Annotated in this window: 17 protein-coding genes; 3 read left to right on the top strand and 14 right to left on the bottom strand. The window is 41.5% G+C overall.

What is annotated here, in order from left to right; genetic code table 11:
* Window positions 1-392: 392 nt before the first annotated feature.
* Window positions 393-680, bottom strand: coding sequence for a hypothetical protein (locus tag BJP34_RS26050; RefSeq protein WP_324610958.1), 288 nt, complete (start codon window positions 678-680; stop codon window positions 393-395).
* Between the two features lie 644 nt (window positions 681-1324).
* Here BJP34_RS26050 and BJP34_RS26045 point away from each other — a divergent pair.
* On the top strand, window positions 1325-5146 hold the full coding sequence (locus tag BJP34_RS26045) for a HEAT repeat domain-containing protein (RefSeq protein ID WP_083305350.1): 3822 nt from the start codon (window positions 1325-1327) through the stop codon (window positions 5144-5146).
* On the opposite strand, the gene BJP34_RS44565 is transcribed toward BJP34_RS26045, so the two are convergent.
* The 8 genes from BJP34_RS44565 to BJP34_RS26015 form a co-directional block, all read right to left on the bottom strand.
* Complete coding sequence (locus BJP34_RS44565; RefSeq protein ID WP_158517485.1) at window positions 5092-5253, bottom strand: hypothetical protein; 162 nt, start codon at window positions 5251-5253, stop codon at window positions 5092-5094. The genes BJP34_RS26045 and BJP34_RS44565 overlap by 55 nt on opposite strands.
* A gap of 1 nt (window position 5254) precedes the next feature.
* A complete protein-coding gene (locus BJP34_RS26040; RefSeq protein WP_070394848.1) occupies window positions 5255-5962 on the bottom strand; it encodes a hypothetical protein in 708 nt (235 codons plus the stop codon).
* A 20-nt stretch (window positions 5963-5982) separates the two neighbouring features.
* Window positions 5983-6135 (bottom strand): hypothetical protein, encoded by a 153-nt coding sequence (locus BJP34_RS44560; protein ID WP_158517484.1) that lies wholly within the window; start codon window positions 6133-6135, stop codon window positions 5983-5985.
* A 135-nt stretch (window positions 6136-6270) separates the two neighbouring features.
* Window positions 6271-6744 (bottom strand): DUF6174 domain-containing protein, encoded by a 474-nt coding sequence (locus BJP34_RS26035; RefSeq protein WP_149031187.1) that lies wholly within the window; start codon window positions 6742-6744, stop codon window positions 6271-6273.
* Window positions 6745-7025: 281 nt separating this feature from the next.
* Window positions 7026-8123, bottom strand: coding sequence for an AAA family ATPase (locus BJP34_RS26030; RefSeq protein WP_070394846.1), 1098 nt, complete (start codon window positions 8121-8123; stop codon window positions 7026-7028).
* A gap of 518 nt (window positions 8124-8641) precedes the next feature.
* The gene (locus BJP34_RS26025; protein WP_070394845.1) at window positions 8642-9352 is read right to left on the bottom strand and encodes a dual OB domain-containing protein; all 711 of its coding nucleotides are present in this window, start codon (window positions 9350-9352) and stop codon (window positions 8642-8644) included.
* A gap of 121 nt (window positions 9353-9473) precedes the next feature.
* Window positions 9474-9920, bottom strand: a complete 447-nt coding sequence (locus BJP34_RS26020; RefSeq protein ID WP_070394844.1) for a DUF488 family protein — start codon at window positions 9918-9920, stop codon at window positions 9474-9476.
* Between the two features lie 85 nt (window positions 9921-10005).
* Window positions 10006-10692: a DUF488 family protein gene (locus BJP34_RS26015; RefSeq protein ID WP_070394843.1), complete on the bottom strand. Its 687-nt coding sequence runs from the start codon at window positions 10690-10692 to the stop codon at window positions 10006-10008.
* A gap of 116 nt (window positions 10693-10808) precedes the next feature.
* Here BJP34_RS26015 and BJP34_RS49490 point away from each other — a divergent pair, with 116 nt between their 5' ends.
* The gene (locus tag BJP34_RS49490) at window positions 10809-10940 is read left to right on the top strand and encodes a hypothetical protein (RefSeq protein ID WP_267876383.1); all 132 of its coding nucleotides are present in this window, start codon (window positions 10809-10811) and stop codon (window positions 10938-10940) included.
* Window positions 10941-11036: 96 nt separating this feature from the next.
* On the opposite strand, the gene BJP34_RS26005 is transcribed toward BJP34_RS49490, so the two are convergent.
* Entirely contained in the window at window positions 11037-12104 is a 1068-nt protein-coding gene (locus BJP34_RS26005) for a DUF389 domain-containing protein (protein WP_083305349.1), read from the bottom strand.
* 176 nt (window positions 12105-12280) lie between these two features.
* Here BJP34_RS26005 and BJP34_RS26000 point away from each other — a divergent pair, with 176 nt between their 5' ends.
* Complete coding sequence (locus BJP34_RS26000; RefSeq protein ID WP_070394842.1) at window positions 12281-13357, top strand: AI-2E family transporter; 1077 nt, start codon at window positions 12281-12283, stop codon at window positions 13355-13357.
* Between the two features lie 16 nt (window positions 13358-13373).
* On the opposite strand, the gene BJP34_RS45790 is transcribed toward BJP34_RS26000, so the two are convergent.
* The 4 genes from BJP34_RS45790 to BJP34_RS25985 all read right to left on the bottom strand — a co-directional run bounded on the left by BJP34_RS45790 (window position 13374) and on the right by BJP34_RS25985 (window position 17466).
* Window positions 13374-13517 (bottom strand): hypothetical protein, encoded by a 144-nt coding sequence (locus BJP34_RS45790; protein WP_168166523.1) that lies wholly within the window; start codon window positions 13515-13517, stop codon window positions 13374-13376.
* Window positions 13518-13712: 195 nt separating this feature from the next.
* Window positions 13713-14675 (bottom strand): peptidoglycan-binding protein, encoded by a 963-nt coding sequence (locus BJP34_RS25995; RefSeq protein WP_229424032.1) that lies wholly within the window; start codon window positions 14673-14675, stop codon window positions 13713-13715.
* Between the two features lie 720 nt (window positions 14676-15395).
* On the bottom strand, window positions 15396-16073 hold the full coding sequence (locus BJP34_RS25990) for a hypothetical protein (protein WP_070394841.1): 678 nt from the start codon (window positions 16071-16073) through the stop codon (window positions 15396-15398).
* 604 nt (window positions 16074-16677) lie between these two features.
* Window positions 16678-17466 (bottom strand): GIY-YIG nuclease family protein, encoded by a 789-nt coding sequence (locus BJP34_RS25985; protein ID WP_149031186.1) that lies wholly within the window; start codon window positions 17464-17466, stop codon window positions 16678-16680.
* Window positions 17467-17611: the final 145 nt, after the last annotated feature.

Raw genomic sequence — 17611 nt, 5'->3', positions numbered from 1 at the left:
CAGAACATGAAACCATGCCCGCCCCTAACACACCCTACGCAACTATCACTAGGGGTGATTTAGTCAGAGCGGGTCCTTGGGTGGTGCGTTACGGGGCGGCTTCAGGCGCGAAGAGGTAGAACATGAAACCATGCCCGCCCCTAACACACCCTAAGCAACATCTCCCCGATTCCCGATTCCCTGTTCCCTCAATAAAAAAAATTCGGTCAAGTTCTGGTTAATTCCAATCCTTGACCGAATGATTTTTTGTAATAGTCAAGAGCCCTAGGGTTTTTGACTATGTGTTCACAAAATCAACAACATACTAACTTAGGTTTGATACTTTAGACGTCGTACTTTCTCCTGAGTTTTGACCTCTCGCCAGGGATTCCCATCCCTGGCAAGTTGCTATCTTAATCTACCAACAGATATCGACTCAATATACTGATCACCTCTCCAGAATTTCCGGTAGGTTGAGGAGTGCTCCACTCATGAACTTGGGCGTAGCCACGGCTATAAAGGTTATAGATTGTGACCCGCACGGTTTTGGGAGAACCGATCAATATATGTTTGATTGGCTCCCGTCCTGGCTGGGCTTGGCCAGATAATTCAGGGAAATTAGGATTGTTGGGATTATACTCAAAGTTTGGAAGAAAGTTTTCGATGTCCATAATGTTTTTTGTTGTTTGTTTTTGGGACATTTTTATGTTAATAAATAATTATTTATTTTGTCAAGTATTTTTCATATTTTTTTTTGATTTTTTTTATTTGGGGGGGTATTGATAAAATATTTTAGATTATATTTTTAGATTAATTGACTATGAAATATCTCATATTTTTCCTAGACTTAATGACTTTTTATAGCATTTTGTATCTCGATCCCCCCCAGCCCCCCTTATCAAAGGGGGGAGTCAGTCAAGTCCTGTTTATCAAGAGTTTAATTCCGGAAAGTCCCCCTTTTTAAGGGGTATTTAGGGGGATCTAAACCTAGGGCTTAAGGGTTAGATTGATGAATTAGGGGTTAGGTATTAGATTTGGGTAGTGTGATCGCGTAGCGTGACATGCAGGTCAATCGCGTTTTTTTTTGAGAGCGTTTTTTTAGGGTATATTTCAGAGCGTTCGTATAGCGTGACATGCAGGTCAATCCCATAGCAGCTAAGAGCCTCAAATTTTTATCAGGATTAAAAATTAAAGGAAGAATTTTACATCAGTAGCTCCTAGCTACTATGGCTTTATCTAGGATTTATTAAAATCATATAACAAACTATTACAGCTTTTGGGCAATTACCGATTCCTTGGAGCCAGGGCTATAATTAAACTAATTGAATAAAATAATTAGATATCGATGTTTGAACAATTGTCAATTTTGGCTAGTTTGGAAATATCAAAAATAGCGTCATCTTTGTTAGCTGCGGTCAAAGTAGGAAAGGGTATAGCGCAATTTCTGACTAAAAGCGATCTCGAAAAAGCTATCAAAGCTGGAGCCAAAGCAGTTGATCAATGGGACAAAAAACTCGATAATCAACAGCGATTATTTTTTCACGCTCCCCCGGATGGCTGGAATGGAGTTAATAATTTTTTGCGCAACTATTTTACTAATTCGGCGGTTGTGGCGGAATTACAGAAACCCTTAATCAATCAAGGGAAGCCAGATTGTAATTTTTTAGTCAGGCTATTTCAACAGCAAGCTGAAGCCAACAAAATTAAACTAAATCAAAAAGCAAGTTTACCGGATTGGGTTGAAACCTTTGTTAATGCTTATTTTCAGCATACTGCTACTTATCTAAAATTTCAGGTAGCCAAACAGGATTATTGTCAACAGTTAGCTAACTGGTTTGATGATGTTACATTTGCTGGCATTGCTGTGGCTGGTCAAGAAGTAGAAAAATCTGAGAAATTAGCCCAGATTTTTGTGATGCCAGATGTTGTAGAAGAGGTGTCAACTGCTAGGGATTTGGAATTGGAGCCTTTAGCAGAGGAAAGTGGTGAACAACCAGAAAGGACGCTGTTTAAAAAGACAATTGGTAGGGAATTTTTGGCTGAGCAGTTGTTGATTCAAAATCAGTCGATAAGAGTGGTGATATTGGGTGCGCCAGGCTCCGGTAAAACAACTTTGATGAGTTATTTTACCGTAATGTTAGCTCAGAGTAAGCCTGAGGTTTTGGGGTTAGATCCTGATACCGACTGGCTACCGATTTTAATTAGGATACGAGACTGGCAGAGATATCTAGATAAACACCTAGATAAAAGCCTGATCGACTATGCCCGTGGGTTTGCTGAAAAAACCATGGCTGTCAAACCCTTACCAAAAGGATTTTTTGACCATTGGTTGTCCGATGGTAGGGCATTGATATTGCTGGATGGTTTGGATGAAGTAGCAGAAGACGCTAAACGCCATGATGTGGTCAGGCGCATCAATAATTTTTTAGGACAGTTTGACAGAAATCGGGCGATTATTACATCTCGCCCCGCTGGTTATCGACGCTACTTTTTCCGCACTGAGGACTTTCCGCACTATCAAATTCAACCCTTTGATGACCAGAAAATTTCGACCTTTATTGATAACTGGTATAAGAGTAGATGTAAAGACCAAGCAGAAGCCGAAAGGCGCAAGCAGAGTTTAGGAAAGGCTCTGGAGGATAATGACCGGATTAAGCTGTTGGCACGGAATCCGTTATTGTTGACTATTATTGCATTAATTCATCGGTATCAAGCGGTATTGCCCAAAAAACGCCATAAGCTTTATGACAAGGCGGTGGAGACCTTGTTAACCAATTGGGATGAGCTTAAAGACTTAAGTAGTGATAAGCGGTTGAAGTATTTGGATTTCGAGGATGATTTACGCCGATTGATGGAATCCCTGGCTTATTGGATTCATAGCCAGGGAAATGTTGAAAATAACGACAGTGGCACGCTGATTGACCAGGATGATTTGATTAATCAGTTGAAGGAACAGATTAAAACCATGAAGGGGCTAGAGTTCCATAAGGCAGAGCGAGAGGCAAAACGATTTGTGGAATTGATTCGGGAGCGCACTGGTTTGTTGAATGAGCAGGGCCAAGATTGTTATGGGTTTGTCCATAAGACATTTCAGGAATATTTGTGTGCTCAGGAAATTAAGTATCAAGCGCTGCGTAAGTATGATTTTGATAAAATTTTAAATCCGATTCGGAACCATTTGCATGACTCCCACTGGCGCGAGGTCTTATTATTGCTAATAGCACAACAAACAGAGGAACATGCCGCGACGGCAATTCGGGCAGTTTTGAATAATAGTAACTATGAGCAGTGGTTGCATCGGGATTTGTTGTTTGCTGGTAATTGTTTGGCAGAAAATCCAAATAATTTGCGGAGTGCTGATCGTGAGTTAGTGCAAGATATTTTAGAGCGGTTAGTTGAGTTGGAGGTGAGTAGCAATAAGCGGGTTGGGGAGAATATTCCCCAGCAGGTTTATCAAATAATTTGTAGTTTGTCTGAAACTGATTTTCAGGCACAAGTATTGAAATTGTTGAAGGAGCGATCAGATCAGATTGATGAGGAACGATTGCTGAAGTATCGAGCTGAGTTAGGGGAAAAAGATCAAGTAATTGAAATATGGCTAGAACGACTAAAGGATAATGAATCTGATGTGCGTACAAGGGCAGCCAATGTATTGGGTAAATTGGGCAACAGCTCACAAACCCTAGTCAACGGCTTACTAGCACTGCTTCAGGATAATCGCTATTATGTGCGTAGTAAGGCAGCCTTGGCCTTGGGCAGATTGGGCAACAGCTCACAAACCCTAGTCAACGCCCTACTAGCACTGCTTCAGGATAATGAGTCTTATGTGCGTAGAAACGCAGCCTTGGCCTTGGGCATATTGGACAACAGCTCAGAAACCGTAGTCAACTTGCTCCTACCACTACTTCAGGATAATGACTCTAGTGTGCGTGAGCAGACAGCCGAAGTCTTGCGCCATTTGGGCAATAACTCAGAAACCGTAGTCAAGGCGCTCCTACCACTGCTTCAGGATAATCACTCTGGTGTACGTAGTGGCGCAGCCAAAGTCTTGGGCAGATTAGACAACAGCTCAGAAACCATAGTCAAGGCTCTCCTACCACTGCTTCAGGATAATCGCTCTGATGTAGGTATAACGGCAGCCTTCGCCTTGGTCAATTTGGGCAACAGCTCAGAAACCGTAGTCAACTTGCTCCAAGAACTACTTCAGGATCCAGATGCTTATCACCGTTTGAGGGCAGCCGATGCCTTGGGCAGATTGGGCAACAGCTCAAAAGTAGTCAATGCCCTACTACCACTGCTTCAGGATAATCACTCTGGTGTGCGTGTCTCGACAGCCGAAGTCTTGGGCAGATTGGACAACAGCTCAGAAGTAGTCAATGCCCTACTACCACTGCTTCAGGATCCCGATTCTGATGTACGTCAGACGGCAGTCCAATCCTTGGAAAACTTGGGTAACAGCTCAGAAACCGTAGTCAACGCCCTACTACCACTGCTTCAGGATCCCAACTCTGATGTGCGTCAGACGGCAGTCCAAGTCTTGGGCGAATTGGGCAACAGCTCAGAAACCGTAGTCAACGCCCTACTACCACTGCTTCAGGATCCCAACTCTGGTGTGCGTTGGGGATCAGCCTTGGCCTTGAGCGCATTGGGCAACAGCTCAGAAACTGTAGTCAGCACCCTCCTCGCACGGCTTAATAACCCCAACTCTGGTGTGCGTGGGGCGGCAGCCTTGGCTTTGGGCATGTTACTCAATACTTCAGAAACTGTAGTCAGCGCCTTACTAGAACGGCTTCAAGAAGATCACGATTCTGTTGTGCGTTGGAGGGCAGCCCAAGCCTTGATCAACTTGGGCAATAGCTCAGAAAGCTTAGTTAGCACCCTACTAGCATGGCTTCAGGATGAGAAGTTTTATCTGCGTAGGGATGCAGCCTTGGCCTTGGTTAAATTGGGCAACAGCTCAGAAACCGTAGTCAGCGCCCTGCTAGCAATGCTTAATAATCCTGATTCTGGTCTGCGTAGGAGGGCAGCCATAGCCTTGGGTAAATTGGGCAAAACATCCAATCATGTTCTACCTACTGTGATTGAATGGATTGAACAACACCAGGATTCAGACTATGTGGGCAGTGGTATTGATGTGCTGTGGGATTTGGTTGTAGATAGGGAGTAAGGAGTAGGGAGCAGGGAGCAGGGAGCAGGCAAAGAGAGGGTTTTGCGATCGCATCGATTGTAGACTAGACACAAGATTGGATTTTGCGATCGCATTCCAAATCCCATCTCATCTAGAAATAGAGCGACTATTACAATAGTTCCGGTAGCCTCTAATATAATCGTTAACCACATCAATCGCTTGGGGGCGCATGTTTCGTTGGCGGGGAAAGTCCTTTAATACCGAAAAAACATTCTGGTAAACCGCACACCAATTCCCAATCCCTGCCCGTAATGACTGTTGTCCCCGAACCAGGCTACGGATGAAAGCAATAGAGAAATCCTCAGGATCCTTCACAACTGCTGCATCTAATAATAATAGAGCATTAGCTCGCTGAACCTGCCCCAGACTACTGCTTGATCTAGAGCGATTGGCTACTGCAACAGCACTCTCCAAAGTAGGGTCATCCATGGCTAGTAAATACCCTAGCGCTAGTGCTTCGGCTGCCGTTAACATCTCAAGGGTAATCGCTGATGGCTGCTGACTACGGCTGCGAGCAATATACTCAAGATACTGATTAGCCCTCTGGCTTGGCTCAACAGAAAACCCAAGTTGGTTGATAATCGCTGCTCGCACATCATGGGTAATATTAGGATTGCTTAGGTTTCGGAAAACCTTATCATCAAGTCCATAAACCGAGGCATATGTAATCATATCAACATCTTTATATGCCTTAGCAAAAGGAGTACTAGTTAAGGGACTATCCGCCAACGCTACCGGAGCAACTGTAACTATACAACATACCACAATAGGTGTTAGTAATGGTGTTATTTTCATTATAGCACTTTTGAATTGGATCAGGTATTTTTGTTTTGAGTTTTAGGGAGTAGGGAGTAGGGAGTAGGGAGTAGGGAGTAGGGAGTAGGGAGTAGGATTTTTTGATTTTTTATGGTGGTCAAAAACAGTTTAATTATTTGAATTATTCTAAATAATATTACTTTGTATACCATACTTTAATTCCCATTTATCATAACACCAAAAAATATTATGATATCTTAAATTGACTACTGTTGCCTGTTCCCTGTTCCCTGTTCCCTGTTCCCTGCTCCCTGCTCCCTGCTCCCTGCTCCCTTTCCTCACTATTTCTAATCTTTTGATACTTCCAAATTATCAATAGTCAAAGTTCTTTCATCATCCGCTATCTGTTCCCTGAAGTCCATATCAATTTTAGTTGGATAACCTAAGCTAGCGTCGTAGGTAACATCAAGCTTATAATAATCCTGATCAATAGCCTTTTGGACAACATCGAAAAGCTTCGAGACCGAATCATAGGTATTAAAAAATTTCCGATTAACTGGTTTGCCGCTATCAGCAGCAACAATGGAAGTCGTTTCACCATTACGAATTTCTACCACAACTGGCTGAGTGACTTCACCAATACAATAGCAACTTACCTGTAATCTATACCGGTAGTTATCTAGCTTTTGAGTTTCCCAACGTTCTTGGTTTTGTTCCAATTGCTGCTCAGGGGAAGGATCACTAGCACAAGCGGAAAGTGGCAACATCATCACCAGTAATCCTAGCCAACAATAGCGATAGAGTCTGGAGTGTAGCGTCATAGTCTTCGAGTCACCAAGTAGAGCGACCAATGATAATTCGGGATGGTTGACGAATTCCCGAGTGATTTTGTTGCCATTCTAGTTCAACAATTCGTCTTGCTTAACCCGAAACCAGTAAATGTTTTGTAGGGTGCGTTAGGGACGGGCGAGCCCTCATTTTTAACCTGTTCGCGCCCGGTTGGGACAGCCCGTCCCGTAACGCACCACTGGGTCAAACAGCTTTTAGGAGATGCACTCCTTGATGCTCTAGTCAGATCAATGTTTACTGGTCTTGTAGGTATCTAACTATCCAGCCCAATGACAAAAGGAACCGCTCCATATCGACCTTTGAGGTAGCCTTTCTGTAGGGATTCATCCTCACGAACTTTAAAATCTAGTAACGAATAAAGCTTAGTGCTATTGTTGCTATTTTTTTCCGTGAACCATATCTGGTCTTGATTTAGTATGTCTCGATCTAGGAAAGTTGTATCGTGGGTAGTAACAATCAATTGAGCGTTATTTTGATTAGCTGCTTGATTATTAAACTCCTTGATTAAATAGGTTGATATTTCTGAATGTAAGCTGCGGTCTAGTTGATCAATAATTAAAATTCCTCCATTATCCAAAGCATCTATCCAATATGCTCCAATTTCAAATAATCGTTGGGTACCATTTGATATCCCGATATCATCTCCCTTGATTAATTTCAAAAAATTTTCACTATAATTAGTAGATTTGTAAAATCTTAAAGCAGTAAAATTAGATAGATTTTGGAACCTTGATGGGATTAACTTTAACTTATATCTAAACCATGTAAATAGTTTTCCTAACTGAATATGGTTATTTTGGGCAGCATGAGATAGAAATAAAGAATTTGAGCGAACAAAACCCTTAATACGTTCCTTTTCACCTTTCAGCCCTGGCCCAAAATACCAATAATAATCCTGTTCTTCTGAACGATAGTTACGCTCAAACCAAGTTTGAGGACGTCCTTTGGGATACGCGATTAGCCACTCTTCGTACACTCGCTCTTGGTCTAAGGAAAATCCGTATTGGTAGCGAATATTATCCTCAATGAAAATAATTTCAAAACAGCTCGGCTTTTTATGGTAGTCAGCATTTAACCGAAATGGTTCGATATTCCATCTACTGCCAAGCTGCATGCCAGTAGCTGACTGAAGCACAATCTGACGCATGGTCTGGATTGCACGCACCAGATTGCTCTTCCCCGAAGCATTAGGACCGTAGACCACAGCGCTAGTGAGTAGGCGCAGAGACTTGACATTAGGCATCGGGAAACTATTGCTATCCTGCCCAGTTTTTTTATTAGATGCCACCATACTAAAGGTCTGGCGCTCTTTAAATGAGCGATAATTTTCTACGCTGAACTCAACTAGCATCACTAGGGTCTCCCATGCTTACTTGGGGATTATCCATTAATCTTTGTGAATAGTAAACAATGGTAAAGCCATGATTTAGTTGATTATAGGAAGCTAGTTAGTAGAATGCGATTAGCCCTTCGGGCTACGCTACGCGATCGCATCTCTTCCTAGTAATACCAATTACACAAAATCTTGGTACACCTTAATCCCCTATACCACCGCCTTACATTATCAGTTTATCACCTTATGACCTGATTACCGTATCCTCTGTAGCAAAACTAAATAAAACTATCATTATTGCTATGCAACTGTATCCCTTAGCTTGTAGGGTGGGCAAAAACCGTTTATTTTTTTTATTATTAATGATTAGATTACTTTGCCCACCCTACTTTAATTGCTATTTCTTTTAAACGAAATTGAAAAATATTGTAGCTTGTAGGGTGGGCAAAAACTGTTTAATTATTCGGAATACTCTAAATTATATTACTTTGCCCACCCTACTTTAATGGCTATTTTTTTTACTTTAAATTTTATTCCTAAAAAGGAAGCTCATCATCCATTCCGAGTCTAAGTTTATTCCCTGATTTGTTAGGTAATTCAATAACACCTGCTATCAACTTCCAACAAGGATCACCATCCTTTTGCCAATCACCAGGTCGCCAAGGCATGCTGAGACTAACCGTAACCAAACACTGATTTTGCGGTCGATACCCTAACTCTAAATACCTCACAAATATCGGATCAGTAATCGTAGCAGTCAATTCTTGTCCAAAATCTGTTACCAGTGAACCTTCCCATTTTTCTACACCCTCACGTCTGACACCAATCGGTTGAACCAAAAACTCTACAGCTTTCACCAGTTGCAGTGTACATCGTTGCTCTACTGGTAATGACTGCAAGAAATTCACGGTTACATAGCGCTCATTATTATGGAGAATGTATTTTTCTCGGCTACAAAACTTATTGAGATATCCAGCAGGAACTTGTCCTACTCGTCGCCATTGTCCTGGTAATACCAAAAGATTTTCACACTCAAAGCCAAAGTCTGGTCCAGTTTTAGCCAAAGGAATATCTAAAATATCCAGTAAGGTTGGTTCTCTTCCCGCAATCTGACGCATTGGTTTCGGAATGCGACCATCCGGTAAATCAGATACAGGACGAATCCATTGACGTTTAAGGGAATTAATTCCAGCTATACATCTATCGCCATGCTTCCAGGAGTTAGCCAAGCAAATAATCTGAGTCATGGTGCTATCTAATCCCAAGTAAGGTTAGTTTAGACTACTGACCTAGATCGCCAAATCCAGTTTAGTTATGCAACGACTTTGATATTTTTCTATGGTCTTAGCAACGGGGATTTGGGATAAATCATAGGTGAACTATCTTTATAGTTCCCAATTTTTGACTCAGATATTCTGCTACTAAACGGCGATGACAGTTATGGGGAGTAGGTTCACTACACAGCAAACAGCTACCATCTAATAAATCTGGTGATACCGTCTTTTCGATTTCACGCTCTGTAATTAATTGTAAGAACTGGTTTTCATAGGTTTCCCAATCACCATTATTTTTTTTATAGGTATTTAGGATATCCTTAGTCGGAGCCAACTCTAGACGATGTATATAGTCAATATTCCCAATTTGCTGCAAAAAGTATTCAAAATCTTTGTTTTTGGTGAAACCAGCTAATTGAGATTTATTATTGAGTCTCGTATCGATAACTCGCCTTACTCCAGCATTAATCAGAAGCTCAAAGAACTGTTGAGCACTCTTTTTAGTAAAGCCAATCGTAAATAAATTAATAGTTTTATTCATAGTCAGGATCTTGATAGCAATCCTAAATTAATTGTGATAATTTTTGTTCCCTACTCCCTACTCCCTATTCCCTATTCCCTACTCCCTACTCCCTACTCCCTACTCCCTTTGCTAGATAAGCAATAGTATCCCCTTGCCTATGATAAGCTTCCTTAAGTCTATCCTCCCAAGAGCAATTGTCCCAGTTATCCATAGATGTCGGGTCATCAAATAGGGAAAGTTGCTTCGGTTGTTTGATTTGGGAATCATTTAACCCATGAGAGCTGAGCAGTCTTTCTTCTAAATCCTGATGGAACTCTAAGCTGCCATCATTGAGAATATGATTAATCTCTAACCCCGATTTAACTAAATGTTGGCAGACTAAAATTGTCCGATGGCAAGTGATCGGGTCTTTTTCAGCACACATCAACGCAATTTGGTAAGTTTCAGCCCCTTGAATTACCCGTTTAAGACCCGCTGAAAACAGGTCAGTGGCGGCAATTCTTTCATATAACGCTTTACCACCAACATAACAACTGAGATCAGCCGGTCTTGCACCCAACTCCTTACCCAGAAACACATAGCGAATTCCTGCCGACAATAGTTCAGCCTTGAGGGGGGCTTGACTAAAATGGGGTAAGTAACGGCTGTAAGGATGCGATCGCACATCAGCCACCGCTGTAATTCCGTGCTGCTTTAGTAAAGCAATAAAATCCTCAATACTGAGATTAGAATGACCAATAGTGAATAATTTACCAGTCTTACTACCAGTATTACTAATTGTACTAATCATCTCCAAAAACCTCCCTTATTCCCATTCCTTGCGTCTTTTTAGGTCATCAAACAAATATCACTTTATCCGTTTTACTAAGGTAAACTAGGTTCAAATTATAGCAATTATAATCATAAGTGAGGTACACAGGATTTTTTCCCGATTCCCGATTCCCGATTCCCGATTCCCGATTCCCGATTCCCGATTCCCGATTCCCGATTCCCGATTCCCGATTCCCGATTCCCGATTCCCGATTCCCTGCTCCCTAAAACCCAGAACTTTGTACCTGACCGAATTTAAAACCGCTGTAAGCATGATAGCTGACAGCTGACAGCTGACAGCTATCATGCTTACTTCAATTCAAGTTAATTAGCTTGAAGATTAGGGGATTCCACTGGTATAAATGGAGTAACGTCAACTATCACTTTAAACCGTTTACCCAGCTTAATCTTAACTGCATCTTCAAACTCCTTCACCTGTTCCGATGTAATCCGTTCTGTTGAACGCATAGCAATTTTGATCTCAGGAGGATTCTTTTTCCGATTGATCTTCGAAGTAGAAAATTCTCTAACACCTGGTTTGTTAAACAATGAACTATTCTTAATCAATTCCTGAACTGGCTTCTCAACTCTTCCTTGCTCAAGCACGTCCCAAAAGGTAAGTCCTAGGGGCACGACTAATACAGCAATCAGCACTAAAGAGAATCCCCAATTTAAAGACCGGCTCAGTTCAGTACTTTGAGCATACCCGCTAAAGACATAAACGATCATACAAGCTAGGTTAATCCCAATCAGGTTAGTAATATAAAGCAGAAATGCGCCCTGACTATAGGTCCATTGTCCCTGGGATAGGCTTAACCCAACGACACACAGGGGAGGCATTAGGGCTACTGCAATTGCTGTCCCTGGTACCGCATCCTCTAAAGACGGGCGAATTTTAGAGAAACCACTAATTCCACCGGCCACGATCGCAACCAGTAAATCAATTAGATTGGGTTGAGTTCTAGCTAAAACTTGGGCTCCAAATTCAGGGGATCCGATAACTGTACCAACCAACCAGGAACAACTTATACCCAGTAAGGTACCTACAGAAATGGAAACAAAACTACTCCGTAACAGTTGCCAATCTCCTTCCAAGGTAGCAAAGGACAATCCTCTTAAAGGCAACATTAGAGGAGCAATAATCATCGCGCCAATAATCACCGCAGCACTGTCGAGCACTAGTCCAAATGTAGCAATTAAACAAGAGCTAATGATTAAGACTAAGAAATTGAGGGTAAGTTCTGATTCCTCAACCAGAGAATTCCTTACCATCATAATTGGAATTGCTTTTAGCCCAAAGTTCCTGAAAAGATTCAAGGTTTTGGAGACTCTAGTTTTAGTTTTTTGAGTCTTTTGAGTCTTTTGAGTCTTTTGATTCTTTTGGTCTTCCATAGATAATAGACTATGCTCCCGACTATTGAGCTTAATTATCTTTCACCAACAAGTATTGACAATTGGCTTTAATTAAGGTAAGACACCTGATTTCACAATCTGACTGGTAGATCGGATAATCATGAGGTAACGTTACTGCTCCTACCAGTCACTGCTATTGCGTGAGCCGATTGTCAATGAATTCTATTTTTTCACCAATTCAACAGTTACTGATCACTTGGCTACTAATCTTAATAACTGGATCCGTAACCCTTAGTGCTTTAAGCTATGTGGGTGAGTTAATCAGCATTTTGCTCACTGCAGCTCTGATCGCCTTTGTACTCAACTATGCTGTAGCTGCAGTCAGAGCATTCCTACCCAGAACCGTAGCAGCAGTGCTGGTTTATCTACTAACGGCCTTGATCGTGGTGATTATTACCCTCACCTTAGCCCCTCCAGTATTCAACCAAGGGCGACAACTAGTAACCAAGTTACCAGAGTTGCTAGCAGAAGGTCAGCAGCAATTGGGAAATTTCCAAGCCTGGAGTGAACAGCGCAATTTACCCGTTGATGTCCGGATCTTAGGGTCTCAACTATTGGCACGAGTGCAAGCACAAGCAGAAGCGATCGCAAGCACTGGCTTCGGTTTAGTAGTTGGTACCTTTAACTGGTTTGTAGACTTAATCTTAATTTTAGTAATTTCATTTTATATGCTCATCGATGGTGAGCGAGTTTGGCGAGGTCTAACCGCCATTTTTTCCCCGGTTATTCGAAGAGTCTTAACCGAAGGATTGCAACGTAATTTACAACAATTTGTGATCGGTCAAATCCTGTTAGGATTGTTTATGACAGCTACCCTAACCCCAGCCTTCTGGGTCTTAAAAGTACCGTTTTTCCTACTATTTGCTGTCTTCATTGGATTTATGGAAGTGATTCCCTTTATCGGAGCAACCCTGGGCATTGGCACAGTTGTGATTGTAGTAGCGTTTATTGACTGGTGGCTAGCCCTAGAAGTATTGGCCGTATCCGTAGGTCTACAGCAGATCAAAGACAACTTAATTGCTCCGAGAATTCTCGGTAACTTGACTGGTTTATCCCCAGTAATCATCTTTGTCTCTTTGCTATTCGGAGCAAAACTGGGAGGATTCTTGGGGCTAATTCTCGCAATTCCCCTCACAGGTGTCGTGAAAAGTTTAGTGGAAATTATTTTTGAGCCCACCCTACCCCCTCAAAGTGGAGATTTCTTTAACAATCCTTATCAAGAATCCTTATAGTTATTAATTGAGGGAATTAAGAATTAAGAATTAAGAATTTAGAATCGGGAATCGGGAATCGGGAATCGGGAATCGGGAATCGGGAATCGGGAATCGGGAATCGGGAATCGGGAATCGGGAATCGGGAATCGGGAATCGGGAATCGGGAATAGTTAAGCATTAACGTGAATAGGAAATGATTAACCAGATTCGATATTATCTCTGTTCTGCCTAGAGTGACAGAACAGAGATAATAAGTTCACAAATATAGCAGTCGAAGTAAAGATTAACACATATTTCTATTCCCTATTCCCTATTCCCTGTTCCCTTTAAAGCGAAATACTATGTCGTCAACTATACTTCTCTTGCTATAACTTCACAATCCCAGAGCCGAGCGAGTTGTAGGTCCAACGATTCCATCTACTGTTAAATCTTTTAGCTTCTGGAATTTCTTAACAGCTTCCTCAGTACCGGGACCAAAAACGCCATCTACCTCGACCGTAATAGTTGCTTTAACTAAAGCTTCCTGAAGTTGGCGAACATCCTCACCTTCGAGATAGGGTTGAGTCAGGCTGAGTCTTCTGTCTGGAAGAGATTCGTTAGTTTTTCCAAAGCCAACTATGGGGGCTTGATTAAGTCGCGCGTCAGTATTTCGTCCGTAAATCCCATCTTCAGCAATGGGTTTGTCCGGATTATATCGGTTCCAGAGTCGCTGAAACGCTTTAACTGCAACAGGACGAATGTTTCGTGTACCTCTGCCAATATAGTCAAAGTGAGGCCTATCCGCAGGTCCAAACCACCTCCAACCCTCTCGCTCTAGATAGGGTCTCCAGCCTTGCTCGTCATTAATATCTATGGCTAAACCACTCTGGTGATTACTTCTACCAGGAGGGGCAACCACACCAATACCACAGCGTCTAACTTTACCATGATTGAATAGCATTAGTTGCTGAGCAATAGTTCGGTAACCAGAATTGACCGAAAGGGTGCGACCACGAGCCTTAATTGCCCGTGCCAAGGACTGCTTAGCTACTGCCTGAAGGAAAGGGTGAACTGCTGGACCATTAGCCACATCTAGGTCAGCAAAACTGACCAAGCTATTGGGTCCGATGCTATTCATTTCATCAATCAGCTGCTGGTCTAGTCCCCGCAGGATAGAAGTAGAGCAGCCAGGAGCCTGTCGAACAGTAGTTAATCGATTTTTTGCGATCGCTTGTGTCTGGATCAGGGTTTGAGGCTGATTATCTATCAGGTTAATTTGGTGACAATCTTCACAAAAATCTGCATGTTTTGTTTGTTCTGATTCAAGATTGCTTTCGAGATTGCTATAGTCTGCCATCACTATAAATTTAGGATATATACCTAACTCAATGGTTTACTCTAGTTGCTTTCCCTGAAATCTTGCACCACTGTCACTAGCCGTAGGTTCGGCAATATAGCGCTACGCGCAAGGCAATAGGCATGCTAGCAATAGGCAATAGTTTCCCACGGGTCGCACCTTTTGCTGCTTGTATCAATTTCAAACACCTTAATGCGTAGTGCTATATTATCAACGTTATCCCTAGCTTAATCTTAGAGTGGAATAATTGCCCACTATAACGACTCAGGTGCAATAAAATTTCAGTACTATTTTGATTATCAGCAATACAATAATCCTTTGACAGTACCCTTGAGGGTACTTTTTTTGGAGTCGTTAGTGATTAAATTTGATATAATTAAAGGTTATGCCAGATGTGTTGAACAGGCAAAAGGGAATAGGACAGAAGTAGTTTTCGAGATCTAACGGTTTGTGTCTAGGTTAAGTATAATCCTGAATCGTGATTATTCACTAATGACTAATTAATATAGCAGACCCTTAAATTTAGTTTTCATTTTGTCCTGAGCGTTAACTAGGCCGTACGGAGTGGATCTCATCTTTGTAAAAAAGAAGGGAAGTGCCGGAAGTGTCGGAAGCGTGGGGATTTTAGGGAGAGTAAGTAGTGTAGGCAGTGTCGGAATTTTATTAGAATTTTTGTCTAATTGCATGCATTGAGATGCACCCGCAAAAAGAATGTGATCGCTACAGGTTAAGTCCTGTTTCCGGATGCAACCCAGCTTCAAGATCAATTTCTATACCCTGAGCTATTAATGAGCAAGCCATTTGACATGCTGGGATTATTCGAGATTTGACTTTTATCAGTAACGTGTCAATATCAACATTTGAATTTGCAAGCAATATCTTTTGTCGAAAACTTTCTTCTGCAATTTTTCCTCTGTCTGGAGTTCCTTGTGGGTACATGATTGAGTTAATTATCGTTTCAGCATGTTTCCACGAATTAACACCGAGCTTGTCTCCTACCCAGCCTTCTTTAGCTAGAGGATGAGAAAAAGTCATCCCCCAAGGGAAAACTGCCATTTGACTGAAAATCATCTGGCATGTATCTATCCTTTGATCTTCCGGCATTTCTACGGCATCAGCCATAGCTTTGAAATTGCCCATAATTTTCCCATTAATTTTTTGAACTTTTATGGGCTTGCTATTTGGTATTGGAAGCTGTAGAAAGAATTCCGACCCTTCTCTGATATGCTCGCAGCTTTTCTCTATTGCGATAGCGATTGAAAGTTCATTAGCGATCGCGGGTGGAATTTTAGTTACAGAATTTATTTGATAACCAAATTCATTAGCTTTCTCGATAAAATCTGCTTCTTTAGGTTCATAATCTATGTTAATTTTTACAGTTTTCAATCTCTTAGCCATTTATATACGTTTTAAGTTAATTAGGTTGACCTTGATATTACATTATTCTCGAATATAAAAACCATTTTCCGGAAAATACGGCGTGGGGAATTACAACCCTAGTGAGACCAGATGATCAAAAGGGTAAATCTCATGATTATGGGGTACACCTTGGGCAATCCAGATGTTTTCGTGAACTGAAAATGGTTTTCGCAGGTAGCGGTGCCTACGGCACATCGCGTAGCGTCGGTAAAGCCCGAATCGCAGTACAAAAGAAATCCCTACCGAACTGGGAGGGTTTTACTCTCGGAAAGATGCCAACAAATCGGAAAATCAGTCTTCGTTGCCCGGCCATGACGGTCAATTTTCATGCAGCCGATGCCTCAATACACCCATGCCTTTTAGTTAATACATTGGGTGTACCAGAGTCAATACATTTTGGCGCGATTCCAGTGTCCTAACAAGTTTTCATACTTTTCCAGATACCTTTTTATTTTTCCCGTAAATCTTTTTTCGCCACTATAAAAAATGATATAATGATAATAAAGCGATTGCAGTTATAACTAAGAGAGTGCAATCGCTGTAAATCGAAGTTTTACGGAAAATTAGTTTATTAACAAACAAATTAATTTATTTTCTGACGTATCCCAGTCATTATTCTATTACAGACAGGTTGTTTTGGCCATACTTGTTTCCCGAGAAATTCAAATCTTTTCCAAGCTTGAACGTAATTTCCCCCAGTACTATTCAAAAAAGTTTTAGATTGAGAAATAACGGCAACCATATCCTCACCATATTTTTTGACACATTCATTACTAGAAGAGTCTGCCAATTTTTTAAATTTTTCTTGAGCCTGAGTATACTGTTCAAATGAATCCATATTTTTCCTGCTAAAAACATTCCACGCGGCATGATAGTTCCTTTGGTCTTTTGTAAGACTAGGTTGGTTGTTAATACTAGCAATACCCCATACTCCTAGTCCCAACATAAATAATAGAATCGCAGCCCCTATATACTCGTATATTGACTCAGATTCTTTCCAATAAGAATATGTTGAATCAGATTCTTCTGAAGAATAGTATACTGGTTCAGTAGGAGCAGGATCTTCAACATATGAGTTCATCTCTTCGACAACGTCATCAATGTCGTAGTCTCTGAAATTGAACCATTCTCTCCCTCCATAGTTCCATCGAAAATATTCAAACTTGCGATGAAGATCTTTTTCTACTGCACTATAGTCCAAGCACCGGATCCAATGGTAAACCTCAAGATCAAAAGTACTTGAAGTCCTCAGTTGAGCTAGTCTTTCCTCCGGTGTCTTTGAAGTTTTTCCAATTTTGTAGAGCCCAGTCGGCTGTTGATTGGGTTCAAGCTGCACAATCAAGTAAACGTACCCCATTTTTTGTTGAGTCAATTGGCAATCACCCTCTTTGAAAATTCAATAGGATCTACAAGAGTTAAAGGATGTGTTCCGGACAACCACAAAAAGGTTAGATCGGCACAGCCAACACTACGCGATCTTCAGATTCTACTATAGATGAGGCTTGTTGTTAAGGATT

The organism is Moorena producens PAL-8-15-08-1 (assembly GCF_001767235.1).
Classification (GTDB): domain Bacteria; phylum Cyanobacteriota; class Cyanobacteriia; order Cyanobacteriales; family Coleofasciculaceae; genus Moorena; species Moorena producens_A.
This window is presented reverse-complemented; position numbering and strand designations above follow the sequence as displayed.